Annotated in this window: 13 protein-coding genes; 6 read left to right on the forward strand and 7 right to left on the reverse strand. The window is 67.2% G+C overall.

Annotated elements, in window-relative coordinates; translation table 11 throughout:
* Window positions 1-25: 25 nt before the first annotated feature.
* From ACSDHM_RS07015 to ACSDHM_RS07035, 5 genes are all read right to left on the reverse strand, one after another.
* A complete protein-coding gene (locus tag ACSDHM_RS07015) occupies window positions 26-220 on the reverse strand; it encodes a hypothetical protein (RefSeq protein WP_005416191.1) in 195 nt (64 codons plus the stop codon).
* Between the two features lie 70 nt (window positions 221-290).
* A complete protein-coding gene (locus ACSDHM_RS07020; RefSeq protein ID WP_072168300.1) occupies window positions 291-2,063 on the reverse strand; it encodes an ABC transporter transmembrane domain-containing protein in 1,773 nt (590 codons plus the stop codon).
* Window positions 2,056-2,652 (reverse strand): IMPACT family protein, encoded by a 597-nt coding sequence (locus tag ACSDHM_RS07025; protein ID WP_072168299.1) that lies wholly within the window; start codon window positions 2,650-2,652, stop codon window positions 2,056-2,058. Before ACSDHM_RS07025 ends, ACSDHM_RS07020 begins: the two co-directional genes overlap by 8 nt.
* Before the next feature lie 40 nt (window positions 2,653-2,692).
* A complete protein-coding gene (locus ACSDHM_RS07030) occupies window positions 2,693-3,682 on the reverse strand; it encodes a hypothetical protein (protein WP_088497660.1) in 990 nt (329 codons plus the stop codon).
* A complete protein-coding gene (locus ACSDHM_RS07035) occupies window positions 3,679-4,197 on the reverse strand; it encodes an RNA polymerase sigma factor (protein WP_229298559.1) in 519 nt (172 codons plus the stop codon). The genes ACSDHM_RS07030 and ACSDHM_RS07035 overlap by 4 nt, the downstream gene beginning before the upstream one ends.
* Window positions 4,198-4,444: 247 nt before the next feature.
* On the opposite strand from ACSDHM_RS07035, the gene ACSDHM_RS07040 reads away from it, so the two are divergent.
* Complete coding sequence (locus ACSDHM_RS07040) at window positions 4,445-7,285, forward strand: bifunctional diguanylate cyclase/phosphodiesterase (protein ID WP_088497659.1); 2,841 nt, start codon at window positions 4,445-4,447, stop codon at window positions 7,283-7,285.
* Between the two features lie 19 nt (window positions 7,286-7,304).
* On the opposite strand, the gene ACSDHM_RS07045 is transcribed toward ACSDHM_RS07040, so the two are convergent.
* Together ACSDHM_RS07045 and ACSDHM_RS07050 are read right to left on the reverse strand one after the other, a co-directional pair.
* On the reverse strand, window positions 7,305-7,898 hold the full coding sequence (locus tag ACSDHM_RS07045) for a TIGR00730 family Rossman fold protein (protein WP_005416197.1): 594 nt from the start codon (window positions 7,896-7,898) through the stop codon (window positions 7,305-7,307).
* Between the two features lie 244 nt (window positions 7,899-8,142).
* Entirely contained in the window at window positions 8,143-9,639 is a 1,497-nt protein-coding gene (locus ACSDHM_RS07050) for an aminotransferase class III-fold pyridoxal phosphate-dependent enzyme (RefSeq protein ID WP_072168296.1), read from the reverse strand.
* A 210-nt stretch (window positions 9,640-9,849) separates the two neighbouring features.
* Here ACSDHM_RS07050 and queA point away from each other — a divergent pair, with 210 nt between their 5' ends.
* The 5 genes from queA to secF all read left to right on the forward strand — a co-directional run bounded on the left by queA (window position 9,850) and on the right by secF (window position 15,574).
* Window positions 9,850-10,917 carry a tRNA preQ1(34) S-adenosylmethionine ribosyltransferase-isomerase QueA gene (queA, locus tag ACSDHM_RS07055; RefSeq protein ID WP_252744699.1) on the forward strand — a complete coding sequence of 356 codons (1,068 nt, stop codon included), beginning with the start codon at window positions 9,850-9,852 and terminating at the stop codon, window positions 10,915-10,917.
* Between the two features lie 129 nt (window positions 10,918-11,046).
* On the forward strand, window positions 11,047-12,177 hold the full coding sequence (gene tgt, locus ACSDHM_RS07060) for a tRNA guanosine(34) transglycosylase Tgt (protein WP_014646826.1): 1,131 nt from the start codon (window positions 11,047-11,049) through the stop codon (window positions 12,175-12,177).
* 137 nt (window positions 12,178-12,314) lie between these two features.
* Window positions 12,315-12,659: a preprotein translocase subunit YajC gene (gene yajC / locus ACSDHM_RS07065; RefSeq protein ID WP_005416201.1), complete on the forward strand. Its 345-nt coding sequence runs from the start codon at window positions 12,315-12,317 to the stop codon at window positions 12,657-12,659.
* A gap of 61 nt (window positions 12,660-12,720) precedes the next feature.
* Window positions 12,721-14,577: a protein translocase subunit SecD gene (secD, locus tag ACSDHM_RS07070; RefSeq protein ID WP_072168294.1), complete on the forward strand. Its 1,857-nt coding sequence runs from the start codon at window positions 12,721-12,723 to the stop codon at window positions 14,575-14,577.
* 16 nt (window positions 14,578-14,593) lie between these two features.
* Window positions 14,594-15,574, forward strand: coding sequence for a protein translocase subunit SecF (secF, locus tag ACSDHM_RS07075; RefSeq protein WP_049413603.1), 981 nt, complete (start codon window positions 14,594-14,596; stop codon window positions 15,572-15,574).
* Window positions 15,575-15,790: the final 216 nt, after the last annotated feature.

Genomic DNA, 15,790 nt, shown 5'->3' on the forward strand with positions numbered 1-15,790 from the left:
AGCGCCGGGCCATGCCCGGCGAACCTCAAATCGTCAACCGCAGTTCACCACCACTGGTGGTGAACTCGCGTCCATTGCGCACCAGCTGGCGCCCGTCATCCAGCTCATAGCGCGGCGTGGCTTCGGAGTGGTGCCCGCTGCCGTTCGCCTCGGGCTTGAATTCGATGATGATGTGGCTTTCGCCATTACTGTCGACGGCGGGGAACTGACGGAACGACATCGCGTACCTCCTTCAGCGGATGCTGCGGGTGCGCGGCCAGCTTGGTCTTGCCGATGTTAGCCGGCCGTCATCAATCGATGAACTGCAGTCGTGCCAGTTCAGCGTACAGTCCGCCTTCGGCCAGCAGCTGCGCATGGGTACCTTCGGCGACGATACGGCCCTGGTCCATCACCACGATGCGGTCGGCCTTGAGCACGGTGGCCAGGCGGTGGGCGATGACCAGCGTGGTGCGACCGGCCATCAGCCGCTCAAGTGCCTGCTGCACGCCATGCTCGCTCTGCGCATCCAGCGCGCTGGTGGCTTCGTCCAGCAGCAGGATCGGCGCATTCTTCAGCAACGCGCGGGCGATCGCCACGCGCTGTTGCTGGCCACCGGACAGGCGCGCACCGCGTTCGCCCAGTTCACTGTCGTAGCCTTGCGGCAATGCTCGCAGGAAGCCATCGGCCTCTGCTGCACGTGCGGCGTCCTCGACCTCGGCGTCGCTGGCCTGCAGCCTGCCGTAGCGGATGTTGTCGCGTGCACTGGCTGCGAACAGCGTCGGCTGCTGCGGTACCAGTGCCAGCTGCGCGCGCAGCTCGGCCGGATCGACCTGGCGCACGTCGATGCCATCCACGCAGATGCGGCCGCTGGCCGGATCGTGGAAGCGCAGCAGCATGGACAGCACCGTGCTCTTGCCTGCGCCCGACGGGCCGACCAGGGCCACGGTCTCACCCGGGCGGACATGCAGATTGAAGTGGTCCAGCGCGGCCTGGTCCGGGCGCTGCGGGTAGTGGAACACCACGTCGTCGAACTGGATTTCGCCGCGTAGCGGTTGCGGCAGTGCATGTGGCTGCGCGGGCGCACGGATCTCGATGTCTTCCTGCAGCAGCTCGCTGATACGGCCCATGCCACCGGCCGCACGCTGCAGCTCGTTCCACACTTCGGCCAGGGCGCCCACCGAGCCGCCGCCGATCAGCGCGTACAACACGAACTGGCCCAGCGTGCCGGCACTGAGGCGGCCGTCGATGACATCGTGCGCGCCCAGCCACAGCACGCCAACGATGGCGCCAAATACCAGCAGGATGGCGCTGGCGGTAACCAGTGATTGCGCACCGATGCGCCGGCGTGCGGCACCGATGGCATCGCCCAGCGCCTTGTCAAAGCGCCCGCGCTCATAGGGCTCGCGCGCATGCGCCTGCACCGTGCGCACGGCGCCCAGCGTCTCGCTGGCCAGGCTGTTGGCATCGGCGATGCGGTCCTGGCTGCTGCGCGCAACCGTGCGCAGCTTGCGCGCGCCGATGATGATCGGCAGCACCGCCAGCGGGATGCCGAGCAGTGACCACGCGGCCAGCCGCGGGCTGGTGACGAACAGCATCGCCAGGCTGCCGACCACGGTGACGCTGCTGCGCAGGGCGACCGACATGGTCGAACCGACCACGCTGCGCAGCAGTTCGCTGTCGGCGGTCAGGCGCGAGACCAGTTCGCCGCTGCGGCTGCGGTCGTGGAAACCGGCGCCGAGCTGGATCAGGTGTGCGTACAGGCGGCTGCGCAGGTCGGCGACGACCTTCTCGCCCAGCAGCGACACGAAGAAGAACCGTGCGGCCGTCGCCAGTGCCAGCACCACCGCCACCAGCATCAGCAGGGCGAAGGCACGGTTGATCTGGCCACCGCTGGTGAAGCCGTGGTCGATCATCTGCTTCACGGCGGGGGGCAGGCTCAGCGTGGCGGCCGAAGAGACCGCCAGGGCCAGCAGCCAGGCGGTGAACAACCCGCTATGGCGGCGCACGAACGGCCACAACGTCCGCAGGCTGCCGAGGCGGCGCAGCGGCGGGGTCGAGGCAGGGGCGTCGTCCTTGTCAGTCATCCTGGGTGTCGTCTTGTATGCGGATACGGTCACGGGTGGCGTCGCGCAGGCGGATTTTCAATGCATCGACCTGATCGGCCGGCAATTCGGCCCGCAGGCACACGCCGTTGGCATCGAACCGTTCATCGAGCTTCCCGGCGCCGAAGGCGGGCAGGGTGGCGTGCAGGGTGCCCAGGTCCTCGAAGCCGGCCAGCAGCTGCAGCCGGGCCATCGCCACCAGGGGCAGGCGGGGGGCGGTGCGCAGGCACTCGGCGGCAGCGCCACCGTAGGCGCGCACCAGTCCACCGGCGCCCAGCTTGATGCCGCCGAACCAGCGCGTCACCACCACCATCACGCGGTCGAACCCCTGGCCATCGATCGCCGCCAGGATCGGTCGTCCGGCCGTTCCGGCGGGCTCGCCATCGTCGCTGGAGCGGTAGTCCTGGCCGTACCGGTAGGCCCAGCAGTTGTGGGTCGCGTCGGCTGCTGCAACCTGCTGCAGGATCGCCATGGCCGCTGCGGCGCTGTCGATCGGCGCAGCATGGGCGATGAAACGACTGTGTTTGACTTCCAGCGTGTGGCTGACAGGCTGGGCGAGGGTATCGAGCATTCCCGTCATTCTACGGGGTCGCCGGAGATCACGTTCTGCTTCAGTCGTCCAGCAACGGGCGCAGGTCGCGCGGCAGGCGTGCTTCCGGATACTGTTGCACGTAGCGCTCCAGGCTGGCGCGGGCCAGATCGCGCTGGCCATCGTCGCGACGCGCGCGGATTTTCTGCAGCCACTGCCGGCGCGGCAGTCGCGCGTCGGCGTCCACCTCGGCCTGCACGGCATCCGCGCTCAGGCCCGCATCGCTGCCGCGGCGCATGACGCCCGGTGCGGAACGGCTGGGCGCCTCACGCTTCATCGAGGTGATCTCCACCCGATCCAGCGCCTGCGCCCGCTCGGCCTCGGTGGCATTGGCTGCCGGTGCCGCCGCCGTGCGTGCTTTCATTGCCCCGGACGCTGCTGGCGCGAATGCCGGTGCGGGTGCCGAGTAGGCGGTCGGTGCAGGTGGCGCGGGCGGTGCTGCAGCCGGAGCGGACGGGAGCGTCGCAAAGGAGGTGTCGGCGGCCGCATCCGCAGCCATGGATCGTGCGGCCTGGGCCGGCACTTCAGCGGTCTTGGCCGGCGCAGGCTTGTGCGCACGCGCGATGGCCGGTGCCGGGGCAGCGGAAACAGGGGCGGACTCGGGTGCTGCCGGCGCAGCGGCTGGTTCCGCAACCGCCACTGCGCTGTGGGCCGAACCACTTCCAGCGGCCTGATCGGCAGTCGCGACGTCTTCTGCCGCAGCCGGTGCTGCGGCAACAGCAGTCTCGCCCGCCGGAACCGGCGGCGGTTCAGGACGCAGCTGCCAGGCGATGCCGATGGCGAACACCATCGAAGCGGCGATGCCGAACACCGCTGGCCAACGCGGGCCTGTGCGCTGCTTGCGCGGCGCCTCGGGAGAGGCGGCAACATCTGTACCCGGAGCGTCCACGGCGGCACGCGCCGCAGCCAGGATGGCGGCGTCCAGTGCGGCCGGTGGTGCCTGCTCGGCGCGACGGCCGAGCAGCCGGGCCAGCTCGCGTTCTTCCGGCGTCAGCGGTTCGTCTCGGTTCATGCGTTCAATCCCGCACGCAGCTTGTCCATCGCATAGCGCAGCCGCGATTTCACGGTTTCCCGGCCTACGCCGGTGATCTGGCCGATCTCCTCCAGGCTCAGTTCCTGATCCAGCCGCAGTTGCAGCACTTCGCGCTGCTCCGGCGGCAATTGCTCCATCGCCAGCTGGATGCGGCGACGTTGTTCGAATTCGGAAAGTTCGGCTTCCGGGGTCTGCCCGTCCTCGATCGCGGCCAGGCGCAGGTCGGCGTCGGCCGGCGCGGCAGGGCGATGGCGGGCGGCGCGCCAATGGTCGTTCAGGCGGTTGTGGGCGATGCGGAACAGCCAGGTGCTGAACGCCGCTTCGGGCTGCCACCCGGCACGGGCGCTGATCACCCGCTGCCAGACGTCCTGGAAGATCTCCTCGGCCAGCGCGTTGTCGCGCAGTTGGCGCAGCAGGAAGCCGAACAGTCGTTTGCGATGGCGCGCATACAGGCTTTCGAACGCGTGCAGGTCGCCGCCGGCCCAGGCCAGCATCAAGGCTTCATCGGTTGGCAGTGCGCTGGCTTCCACGGCGTACAGGGTAAGGCCTGCAGGCGATGGCGCATAGCCGGTGGCAGGGGCGGGCAGGGCGAGGGTCATGGCTCGGAAGGGGCTGCGGACAGCAGGAAAAACGTACGGGCGCACGATTCGGGGTTTACGGGCTTCCATTGCCCCCCGGGTGGCGCGCTATGCTCGTCGGCTCAGGGGAGGCGACGCATAGACGGCGCCAAGAGATTGTCATTTGTCCACGCATGCTGAACCGGCGGAAGAGCCACCACACGAGGCCGTGCTGAGCACGGCGCTGGTGCGCGCGTTGCATGCGCTTTTGCCGGAAACGGCTGTGGTCCGCGTCGGCTGGGACGACCCGCAGCTCGGGCGGGGTCAGGACGGGTGGCCGGCCGATGGGGCGGCAGGCGCGTTCACTGCGCCGGGCATCGGCGACGGCTGCCATGGCTGGGAACATGACGGTGCACGCCTGCAGCTGTCGGTGGAAGGCGCCGTGCCTTCCGCGGCGTGGTGGGGGCTGGCCCGTCAGGCCATGGAACTGGCACTGCAGCGTGGCCGCCAGGCCGGGCAGATCAAGGCGCTGGAAGAGGCTGAACGGTTGCAGCAGGCGCTGTTCCAGATCGCCGATCTGGCCGGCGCCGATCTGGAGATGTCGGAGATGCTGCGTCACGTGCACGGCGTGCTCGGCACGCTGATGTATGCGGAGAACTGCTACATCGTTGAATACGATGATGTGCGTGACCAGATCCGCTTCCTGTACTTCGCCGACCAGGTCGACGATTTCGTCGCCGACCCGTCGCAGAGCCATGACGCCGCCGAGATGCCGCGCAGCCTGACCGTCGCGCTGCTGCGCCACGGCAAGCCGCTCAGCGGACCCTCGCGCGAACTTCTGGCACGCGTGGTCGAGCAGGAGCACGACCCGCAGCGTGGCCCCGAGAGCCTGGACTGGCTGGGTGTGCCGATGCTGCGCGATGGCCGGGTATGCGGCGCAATCGTGGTGCAGAGCTATGAGCTGGCGGCCCGTTATGGCGAGGCCGAGCGGGCGTTGCTGGGCTTTGTCGCGCAGCACGTGCAGACTGCGATGGATCGGCGCCAGGCGCAGGTCCGGCTGGAGCAACAGGTGGAGCGGCGCACGCTGGAACTGCAGCGTGCCAACCGCAGCCTGCAGGATGAAGTGGCGGAGCGCCGGCGCGCCGAGCAACTGCAGACCGCGCTGTACAACATTGCCGAAATGGCGATGTCGGCCGACAGCCTGGCCCAGTTCTACGGGCAGGTGCATGGCGTGGTCGGGCGCCTGCTCGATGCGCGCAACTTCTATATCGCGCTGGTGAACGGAAGCGGCAACGGCCTGGACTTCGTCTATTCGGTGGACGAGCACAATGCCAGCCGTGCACCTCGTCCGTTCAGTCGCGGCCTGACCGAATACGTGGTGCGCAACCGGCGGCCCCTACTGGCCTCACGCGCCCAGATCGATGCGCTGCTGGCCAGTGGCGAGGTGCGTGAATCCGGCGCGCGCTCGCATTGCTGGCTGGGCGTGCCGCTGCTGCGCGATGACGAGGTGGTCGGTGCGATCGTGGTGCAGAGTTACAGCGAGAACAGTACGTTCAGCGTGCACGATCAGCGGCTGCTGACGTTCGTTGCGCAGAACATCGGAACCGGGTTGGCGCGCCAGCGCGACCAGCAACGGCTGCGTTTGGCGCATGCCGAACTTGAAAAGCGCGTGGATGAACGCACGCGTGAGCTGGCCGAGGTCAACGAGAAGTTGCTCGGCCAGATCGGCGAGCGCCTGCGGGCCGAGCAACGCCTGACCCATCAGGCCATGCACGATGCGCTGACCGGCCTGCCCAACCGGCTGCACCTGCTCGATCGCCTGCAGGATGCGCTGGCGCTGGCCAAGCGCGAGGGTGGGCCGGTGTTCGCCGTGCTGTTCCTCGACCTGGATCGCTTCAAGCTGGTCAACGACAGCATCGGCCACGCCGCGGGTGACCGCATGCTGGTGGAGGTCGCCAAGCGCATCGTATCGATGGCCGGCGCCGATGACGTGGTGGCACGGCTGGGCGGTGATGAATTCGCGGTGCTGCTGCAATGCCCGCAGGGCCTGGCACAGGCGCTGGATTTCGGCCAGCGCTTGTTGCTGGCATTGCAGGAATCGATATGGATCGCCGGCCGCGAGCTGTTCCCGTCCGGCAGCCTGGGTATCGCGTTGTGGAATCCGCGCTACCGTACCGGCGAGGAACTGCTGCGTGATGCGGATGCGGCGATGTACCGGGCCAAGGCACAGGGCCATGACCGCTGCGCGATCTTCGACGAGGACATGCGTGAACAGGCCATGCGCAGCCTCGACCTGGAAGCCGATCTGCGCCGCGCGATCAACAACCGTGATTTCGTTCCGTTCTTCCAGCCGATCGTGCGCCTGTCCGATGGCGAAGTGGTGGGACATGAGGCATTGCTCCGCTGGCAGCACGAGCGTCGTGGCCTGCTGTTGCCCGGCGCGTTCCTGGAGCTGGGAGAGGAAAGTGGCCTGATCGAACAGGTCGACTGGCTGATCTACGAGCAGGTCATCGCGCGCCTGGCCGAAGGTGGGCAGAGCTATGTCTCGGTGAACGTTTCGCCGCGCCATTTCCGCTCGGCCGAGTTCAGCGACCGCCTGTTCGGCCTGCTCGACGCGTGTGGCGCCGATCCGCGCCGGCTGCGGCTGGAGATTACCGAGGTCGCGCTGCTGGACGATGCGCCGCACACGCTGCGCATCCTGCAGGGCCTGCGCGAGCGTGGCATCCAGGTGCAGCTGGACGACTTTGGTACCGGCTTCTCTGCGCTGTCCTACCTGCACCGATTCCCGATCAGTACATTGAAGATCGACCAGAGTTTCATCGCCGGCCTGCACGGGCCGGAAGTGCAGAGCACGCGCGCGCTGGTCGAAGGCGTGCTGTCACTGGCCCGCACTCTGGGCATCGAAACCATTGGCGAAGGCATCGAGACCGAGGCGCAGCGGCAGACACTGCGCGAACTCGGTTGCGACTATGGCCAGGGCTACCTGCTGGGCCGTCCCGCACCGTGGGCGCGGACGCTGGCGTGAGCCACCGCGACGGTTCACTTCAGCGCAGAGCCGAGCGACGTTTCTCGTCGATCCACTTCGAGGCCTGCGCCGGCTGGTAGTTCTGCATCCACACCAGCATTTCCTCGATGTCCGAGCCGTACCAGAGGTCCTGGCGCTGGTCCGGATGCAGGAAACGCTCTTCCACCATGCGGTCGATCATGCCGATCAGCGGCGCGTAGAAACCTTCCACATCGAGGAACGCGCACGGCTTGTTGCCGATGCCCAGCTGGCGCCAGGTCAGCATCTCGAAGATCTCTTCCATGGTGCCGAAGCCACCGGGCAGGGCAACGAAGCCATCGGCGAGGTCGAACATGCGCGACTTGCGCTCATGCATCGAGCCGACGATCTCCAGTTCGGTCAGGCCGCGGTGGGCCACTTCCCAGTCGGCCAGCTGGCGCGGGATCACGCCGGTCACCTCGCCGCCAGCGGCGAGCACGGCGTTGGCCACGGTGCCCATCAGGCCAACGTTGCCGCCGCCATACACCAGGCGCAGGCCATCGCGGGCGATGCGATCACCCAGGGCAATGGCGCGTTCGGTGTAGGCCGGCTTGCTGCCAGCGTTGGAACCACAGTACACACAGATCGATTTCATGGATCTTCTGTCTCTTGACCGGAAACGAAAACGCCCCGTCACCGACCGCAAGGCGGTCAGAGACGGGGTGCCCTTGGATTATGAGCCCTTCTGTAGCCATGCTCGGCTGCTCTTCGTTCAGATCGCGGCAAAGGCCAGCCGAGCAAGGGCTATGCCGGTCGTCCTGGCCGGCACCCTTCGGGCCGTCGCCAGCGACGTTGGCAGCGGCTCCTGCCGCTGCCTTTGGCTCTACGCAAGCGGCGGCTTACGCCGCCGCAGCCTGCTCGCGGCGCGGGCCTTCACGCAGGGCGCGGCCGACCATGCCCACCAGCAGGTCCAGCTCCTCGCTGTCCATGCCGAAGTGCGGGGTGAAGCGCAGCGAGTTTTCGCCGCCATGGATCACGTTGATGCCGTGCTGGCGCAGCCATTCCTCGGTGGAGTTGGCGCCGTAGCACTTGAACTGCGGGGCCAGCTCGCAGGAGAACAGCAGCCCGGTGCCCTGCACCTTGGTGATCAGCCCGCCCAGCTCGTTCTTCAGCTGTTCCAGCTTGCGCACGGCCTCGGCACCACGTTCGGCGATGTTGGCGCGTACCTGTGGGGTCAGCTGGGCCAGGGTGGCGCAGGCCACGTCCAGCGCACGCGGATTGCTGGTCATGGTGTTGCCGTAGATGCCCTTGCGGTACAGCTGCGCGGCGTGCTCGGTCACCGCCAGCACCGACAGCGGGTACTGCGCGGCGTTGAGCGCCTTGGAGTAGGTCTCCATGTCCGGCGGGTCAAGCCCTTCGAAGCCCGGGTAGTCGACCACCGACAGCACGCCATGCGCACGCAGGCCGGCCTGGATCGAGTCCAGCAGCAGCAGGCTGCCGTGTGCACGCGTCAGCTCACGGGCAACGGCATAGAACGACGGCGGCACCGAACGGCCCGGGTCACCTTCGCCCATCACCGGTTCGAGGAACACCGCTTCGATGAACCACTGGTTGCGCGCGGCATCCTCGAACACCTTGCGCAGGCCGGCCTCATCGTACGGCGCCACGGTGATCACCGAGTCCTCGCCCCGGTAGCTGGCCAGGTGCTGCATGTAGCTCTTGCGGCTGGAATCCGAATAGAGGGCAGGGCGGTCGGTACGGCCATGGAAGCTGCCCTTGACCACCACGCGCTTGATCGCAGCGCCGGCGTGACGTGCACCCGGATCGGTCTGCAGCTTGGCGTTGACGTCGGCGATGCGCGCGGCCAGGCCGACGGCTTCGGAGCCGGAATTCAGGCACATGAAACGGGCGAACGGGCAGCCGCCACGGCGGTGGCCGATCTCGGCGCGCAGGGCGGTGATGAAGCGCTGCTGCGACAGGCTGGGGGTCATGATGTTGGCCATCACCTGTGGGCGCGCCATGGCTTCCAGCACGGCGTCCGGGGTGTGCCCGAAGCCGAGCATGCCGTAGCCGCCGGCGTCGTACAGCACGGCGCCCTTCAGGGTGACCACCCATGGGCCGCGCGCGGCCAGCGCCACGTAGGGGGTCACCGCGTCATCGGCATAGAAATTGACGAATCCGTCCTGCATCGCGTCGATCTGTGCCTGTTCGTCCTGCGCCAGCAGCGGCCCCAGGTCGGCCTGCACGCGCGCGAATTCCTCGGCGGCGGCGTCCACTGCGGCGATCAGCTGCGGGTGGTTGGCGGACAGGGCGGTCAGGGTGGCATCGTCCAGGCCGGTGGTGAGGCGGGTGCCGGGCTGGTTGCGCAGGGGGGCGAGGCGTTCGATGAAGCTCATTGCAGATCTCCTGAAACAATGGGTCGCACGGGCCATCAAAAGCAAAACGCGCGTCATCACGCGCGCTTGGGGCAGGCTCGTGCAGCGGACTTCCGGTTCGATGCTAGCACTTGTTTTTTTGCGCGATAACCCCGCAGAAACCTGCTGCATAGCAGCATTTTGCGCGACGTTCGCCGCGAAGTGCGCCGGCTCGCAGACGCTGGACGTACAATGCGCGCCATTGTCGACCTGTTGCCGCCCACCGCCTTGAAGAAGTCCGATTTCCATTACGACCTGCCGGCTGAACTGATCGCGCAGGCTCCCCTGGCCGAACGTTCCGCCAGCCGCCTGCTGGTGGTACCGCCGGCGCCCGGTGCCTTCACCGACCTGCAGGTGCGCGACCTGCCGTCGCTGCTGCAGCCGGGCGACCTGCTGGTGTTCAACGACACCCGCGTGATTCCGGCGCGCCTGTTCGGGCAGAAGGCCAGCGGCGGCCGCGTGGAGATCCTGATCGAGCGCCTGCTCGGCGCTCAGCAGGCGCGTGCGCAGGTCGGCGCCAGCAAGTCGCCGAAGGCCGGCAGCCGCATCGCGCTGGATGCCGGTGGCGAAGCCGAGGTGCTGGGCCGCGATGGCGAGTTCTACGTGCTGCAGTTCCATGTGCCGGAGTCGCTGGAGCAGTGGCTGCTGCATGCCGGCCGCCTGCCGTTGCCGCCCTACATCCAGCGCGAACCGGGCGTGGACGACCGCGAGCGCTACCAGACCGTGTTCGCGCGCGAAGTGGGCGCGGTGGCGGCGCCGACCGCCGGCCTGCATTTCGACGAGCCACTGCTGGCGGCGCTGAAGGACAAGGGCGTGGAGTTCGGCCACGTCACCCTGCACGTGGGCGCGGGCACCTTCCAGCCGGTACGCGCCGATGACCTGAAGGACCACGTGATGCACCGCGAGTGGCTGAACGTCGGCGCCGAACTGGTGCAGCAGGTGCGGCGCACGCGCGCCGCCGGCGGCCGGGTGATCGGCGTCGGCACCACCGTGGTGCGCGCGCTGGAAAGCGCGATGCGCGATGGCGAACTGCTGCCGTTCGCCGGCGAGACCCAGATCTTCATCACCCCGGGCTACCGCATACGCAGCGTCGACGCGATGGTGACCAATTTCCACCTGCCCGAAAGCACGCTGCTGATGATGATCTCGGCGTTTGCAGGCAAGGACCGCGTGTTCGAGGCCTACCAGCACGCGATCGAGCAGCGCTACCGCTTCTTCAGCTACGGCGACGCGATGCTGCTGTTCCCGCAGGCGGGCTGAGCAGGCAGGGCACCTTGGAAGGGCAGAGCGCCTGGGAAGCCGGGGTACTTATGGGTGCGTGGGTGCGCACCTTGGTGCGTACGCCTTCTTGGGAGACAATAGACAACTATTTGCCCGAATGACCGCTCCATGTCCCGACTGCAGTTCCAGCTCCAGACCCGCGACGGCCGTGCCCGCCGTGGCCGCCTGACCTTCCCGCGTGGCACGGTGGAAACGCCGGCCTTCATGCCGGTGGGGACCTATGGCTCGGTCAAGGGCATCCTGCCGGACCAGGTGCGGGCGCTGGGCGCCGAGATCATCCTCGGCAACACCTTCCACCTGTACCTGCGCCCGGGCCTGGACATCATCGCCGACCACGGCGGGCTGCACGGCTTCTGCCGCTGGGATGGCCCGATCCTGACCGACTCCGGTGGTTTCCAGGTGTTCTCGCTGGCCCATCGACGCAAGATCACCGAGCAGGGCGTGACCTTTGCCTCGCCCACCGACGGCGCCCGCGTGTTCCTCGGTCCCGAGGAGAGCATGAAGATCCAGAAGGTGCTCGATTCGGACATCGTGATGATCTTTGACGAGTGCACCCCGTACCCCGCCACCGAAGACGTTGCCCGCCGTTCCATGGAGCTGAGCCTGCGCTGGGCCCAGCGCAGCCGCAACGCGCATGACGAGCTGGGCAACGACGCGGCCTTGTTCGGCATCGTCCAGGGGGGCGTGCACACCGACCTGCGCAGCCGCTCGGCCGACGCCCTGCAGGCGATCGGCTTCGACGGCTACGCCATCGGCGGCCTGGCCGTGGGCGAGCCGGAGCACGAGCGCAATGCCATGCTCGACCACCTGGATCCGGAGCTGCCGGGCGACCGGCCGCGTTACCTGATGGGCGTGGGCCGGCCGGAGGACCTGGTCGAGGGCGTGGCGCGCGGCGTGGACATGTTCGACTGCGTGATGCCGACCCGTAATGCGCGCAACGGCCACTATTTCACCTCGTTCGGCACCGTTCGCATCCGCAATTCCCAGTACGCGCGGGACATGGACCCGATCGAGCCGGGCTGCGGCTGCGTGGCCTGCACCGGCGGTTACACCCGGTCCTACCTGCGCCACCTGGACCGCTGCAACGAGATGCTGGCGCCGATGCTGGGCACCCTGCACAACCTGTTCTATTACGAAAAGCTCATGGCCGACATCCGTGCCGCGATCGAGGCGGGAACCTTCCTGGCCTTCCGCGAGTCCTTCTACGCGGCACGCGGAGCGGTGGCCCCGCCGCTGTAACCCCGACGCCCCCCCCTGCCGAACGGCCCAAGGACGAACGCCCGGGGCCGTGGCATACTTCAAGGCTGACCCAGATCCGCGGTCGACACCCCCGCCCCCTCAAGGGACGGGAGCGCCGCCCAACCAAAGGACCAACGATGAACCTGCTTGCTTTCCTGATTCCCGCCGCCCACGCCCAGGCCGCCGGCGGCCAACCGCAGGGCATGGGCCTGACCACGCTGCTGTTCCCGATCATCCTGATCGCCATCATGTACTTCCTGATGATCCGCCCGCAGATGAAGCGGCAGAAGGAGCACAAGGCCATGCTGGAGAAGATCAAGCGCGGCGATGAAGTGCTGACCAACGGCGGCATCGCCGGCAAGGTCACCGACATTGGCGACCACTTCATCACCGTCGAAGTGGCCGACAACGTGCGCATCCGCGTGCAGAAGGGCGCTGTCGGCAGCGTGCTGCCGACCGGCACCCTGGATTCGGCCAAGTAAGCCACTCCCTTTCCGAAGCACAACCGCGGCGCCGGGGATGGCGCCGCGCGGGACCCAAGCAATGCTCGAATTTCCACGCTGGAAGTACGTCGTCATCCTGATCGTACTGGCGCTCAGCGCGCTGTATGCGCTGCCCAACATCTACCAGAAGGACCCGGCCATCCAGATCACCGCCAACCGTGGCGGGCAGATCGACGATGCACTGCGCGACCGTGTGCTGGCCGACCTGAAAAAGGCCGGCATCGCCACCATCGGTGCCGAAAAGGAAGGGGAAAGCCTGATCGTCCGCCTGTCGGACCTGAAGTCGCAGTCCGCTGCCAGCGACGTCCTGCGTGACACCGTCGGCGAGAAGTACACCGTGGCGCTGAACCTGGCTTCGACCGTGCCCGACTGGCTGGCCAACCTCGGCGGTCGCCCGATGGTGCTGGGCCTGGACCTGCAGGGCGGCGTGCATTTCGTGCTGCAGGTCGACCAGAAGGCTGCCCTCGACAAGCGCCTGGATGCCTATACCGAAGACGTGCGCAGCACCCTGCGTGACGCGCGCATCGCCTACCAGTCGGTGGAACGCCGCGCCGATAACAGCATCGTGGCCAACCTGAGCCCATCCGCCGGCGATGACGCCGCGCAGCGCGCCCGCGCCGCGCTGGTCAAGGCGCAGCCGACCCTCGGCTATGACGTCAGCGGCAACCGCATCACGGTCACCGTGCCGGAGACCGAGATCACGCAGATCGCCAACGGCGCCATCGAGCAGAACATCAACACCCTGCGCAACCGCGTGAACCAGCTCGGCGTGGCCGAGCCGATCATCCAGCGCCAGGGTGCCGACCGTGTGGTCGTGCAGCTGCCGGGCGTGCAGGACACCGCCGAAGCCAAGCGCATGATCGGTGCCACCGCCACCCTGGAGTACCGTGCGGTGGTTGAAGGCAATGCGCAGGACGCCATCAACTCCGGCCGCATTCCGCCGGAAGCGAAGGTCTACCAGCAGCGTGACGGCCGCGGCCCGATCCTGCTGAACAAGCGCGTGATCGTCACCGGCGACCAGATGGTCGGTGCGCAGGCGGTGACCGATTCGAACAGCGGCTCGCCGGCCGTCAGCGTGACGCTGAACAACGTCGGTGGCCAGCGCATGTTCGACTTCACCAGCGCCAACGTGAACAAGCCGATGGCGGTGGTCTACACCGAGCGCGTGCCAACCGTAACCGTCGTCGACGGCCAGGAAGTGCGTGGCTTCAAGGTCAACGAGGAAGTGATCTCGGTGGCCAACATCAACGGCGTGTTCGGCAAGAACTTCCAGACCACCGGCCTGCAGAAGAAGGAAGCCGAAGACCTGGCCAAGCTGCTGAAGTCGGGTTCGCTGGCTGCGCCGATGGACTTCGTCGAGGAGCGCGTGGTCGGCCCGAGCCTCGGCGCCGAGAACGTCAAGAACGGCATGCGCGCGGTGGTGTTCGCGTTCCTGTTCACCCTGGTGTTCTTCAGCGTGTACTACCGCATGTTCGGTGTGATCACCTCGGCAGCGATGCTGTTCAACCTGCTGATCGTAGTGGCGGTGATGTCGCTGTTCGGTGCCACCATGACCCTGCCGGGCTTTGCCGGCCTGGCGTTGTCGGTCGGCCTGTCGGTGGACGCCAACGTGCTGATCAACGAGCGTATCCGTGAAGAGCTGCGAGCCGGCGTGCCGGGCAAGACGGCGATCGTGACCGGTTACGAGCGTGCCTCGGGCACCATCCTCGACGCCAACCTGACCGGCCTGATCGTCGGTGTGGCGCTGTTTGCATTCGGTACCGGTCCGCTGAAGGGCTTCGCGCTGACCATGATCATCGGTATTTTCGCCTCCATGTTCACCGCGATCACCGTGTCGCGTGCGCTGGCGACGCTGATCTACGGCCGCCGCAAGAAGCTCCAGAACGTGGCCATCTGACGGGACGACACGCACAATGAAACTGTTTCCGCTGCACATCCTCCCGAACGACACCAAGATCGACTTCATGCGCTGGCGCCATGTCGCCATGGCAGTCACCATCGTGGTGTTCCTGGCCTCGGTCGCCATCATCGGCATCAAAGGCTTCAACTACGCACTGGACTTCACCGGCGGCACCCTGATCGAAGCCCGCTTCGACAAGGCGGTGGATGTTGAGCAGGTCCGCACCAAGCTCGAGCAGAGTGGCTTCGAAGGCGCCCAGGTGCAGAGCGTCGGCGGCAACACCGACCTGCTGATCCGCCTGGCCCCGCACGGCGAGCATGCTCCGGGTACCGGCGATGCCGCCCACGAGGACAAGGCCACGGCCGCTGCCGTGGTGAAGGCGTTGTCCACTGCCGACAATCAGGCCACCGTGCTCCGCAACGAGTTCGTGGGCCCGCAGATCGGCAAGGACCTGGCGATGAATGGCCTGTATGCCACCATCTTCATGCTGGCCGGCTTCCTGATCTACATCGCGGTTCGCTTCGAGTGGAAGTTCGCGGTCACCGCGAGCATCGTGGCGATGTTCGACCTGATCGTGACGGTCGCTTACGTGTCCCTGCTGGGCCGTGAGTTCGACCTGACCGTGCTGGCCGGCCTGCTGTCGGTGATGGGCTTTGCGATCAACGACATCATCGTGGTCTTCGACCGCGTCCGTGAGAACTTCCGCAGCCTGCGCGTGGACTCGATGGAAGTGCTGAACCGTTCGATCAACCAGACGCTGTCGCGTACGGTGATCACTGCCGTGATGTTCTTCCTGTCGGCGCTTGCCCTGTACCTGTACGGTGGCAGCTCGATGGAAGGGCTGGCCGAGACGCACATGATCGGCGCGGTGATCGTGGTGCTGTCCTCGATCCTGGTGGCGGTGCCGATGCTGACGATTGGTGTGCTGCGCGTGAGCAAGCAGGACCTGCTGCCGAAGGCGAAGGACGTCGAGGCCCTGGCCCGTCGCCCGTAAGCGTTCGCGCTGCACGCAACACACAGAGAACCCCGCGCAAGCGGGGTTTTTGTTTGCAGGGCTTGCAGCCCTGCACCCGCGGTAGTGCCGGCCGCTGGCCGGCAACAGCAACAGCGTGTATTCCGTGGGTGGGCGGGGCGGTGTCGGAGTGCAGGGACGCCGCAAGTACGTCCGTGTAGGCTTGGCAGCCGCATCCATGCGGCTGACACCCCGCAC

Origin of the sequence: Stenotrophomonas sp. T8, from assembly GCF_051853085.1 — a bacterium.
GTDB classification, from domain to species: domain Bacteria; phylum Pseudomonadota; class Gammaproteobacteria; order Xanthomonadales; family Xanthomonadaceae; genus Stenotrophomonas; species Stenotrophomonas sepilia.

Coding starts and splice junctions, on each gene's coding strand:
- ACSDHM_RS07050 (WP_072168296.1), bottom strand. CDS start 9,639: ATGAGCTTCATCGAACGCCTCGCCCCCCTGCGCAACCAGCCCGGCACC.
- ACSDHM_RS07015 (WP_005416191.1), bottom strand. CDS start 220: ATGTCGTTCCGTCAGTTCCCCGCCGTCGACAGTAATGGCGAAAGCCAC.
- yajC (WP_005416201.1), top strand. CDS start 12,315: ATGAACCTGCTTGCTTTCCTGATTCCCGCCGCCCACGCCCAGGCCGCC.
- ACSDHM_RS07025 (WP_072168299.1), bottom strand. CDS start 2,652: ATGCTCGATACCCTCGCCCAGCCTGTCAGCCACACGCTGGAAGTCAAA.
- queA (WP_252744699.1), top strand. CDS start 9,850: ATGCGCGCCATTGTCGACCTGTTGCCGCCCACCGCCTTGAAGAAGTCC.
- secD (WP_072168294.1), top strand. CDS start 12,721: ATGCTCGAATTTCCACGCTGGAAGTACGTCGTCATCCTGATCGTACTG.
- tgt (WP_014646826.1), top strand. CDS start 11,047: ATGTCCCGACTGCAGTTCCAGCTCCAGACCCGCGACGGCCGTGCCCGC.
- ACSDHM_RS07020 (WP_072168300.1), bottom strand. CDS start 2,063: ATGACTGACAAGGACGACGCCCCTGCCTCGACCCCGCCGCTGCGCCGC.
- ACSDHM_RS07045 (WP_005416197.1), bottom strand. CDS start 7,898: ATGAAATCGATCTGTGTGTACTGTGGTTCCAACGCTGGCAGCAAGCCG.
- secF (WP_049413603.1), top strand. CDS start 14,594: ATGAAACTGTTTCCGCTGCACATCCTCCCGAACGACACCAAGATCGAC.
- ACSDHM_RS07035 (WP_229298559.1), bottom strand. CDS start 4,197: ATGCTGGCCTGGGCCGGCGGCGACCTGCACGCGTTCGAAAGCCTGTAT.
- ACSDHM_RS07030 (WP_088497660.1), bottom strand. CDS start 3,682: ATGAACCGAGACGAACCGCTGACGCCGGAAGAACGCGAGCTGGCCCGG.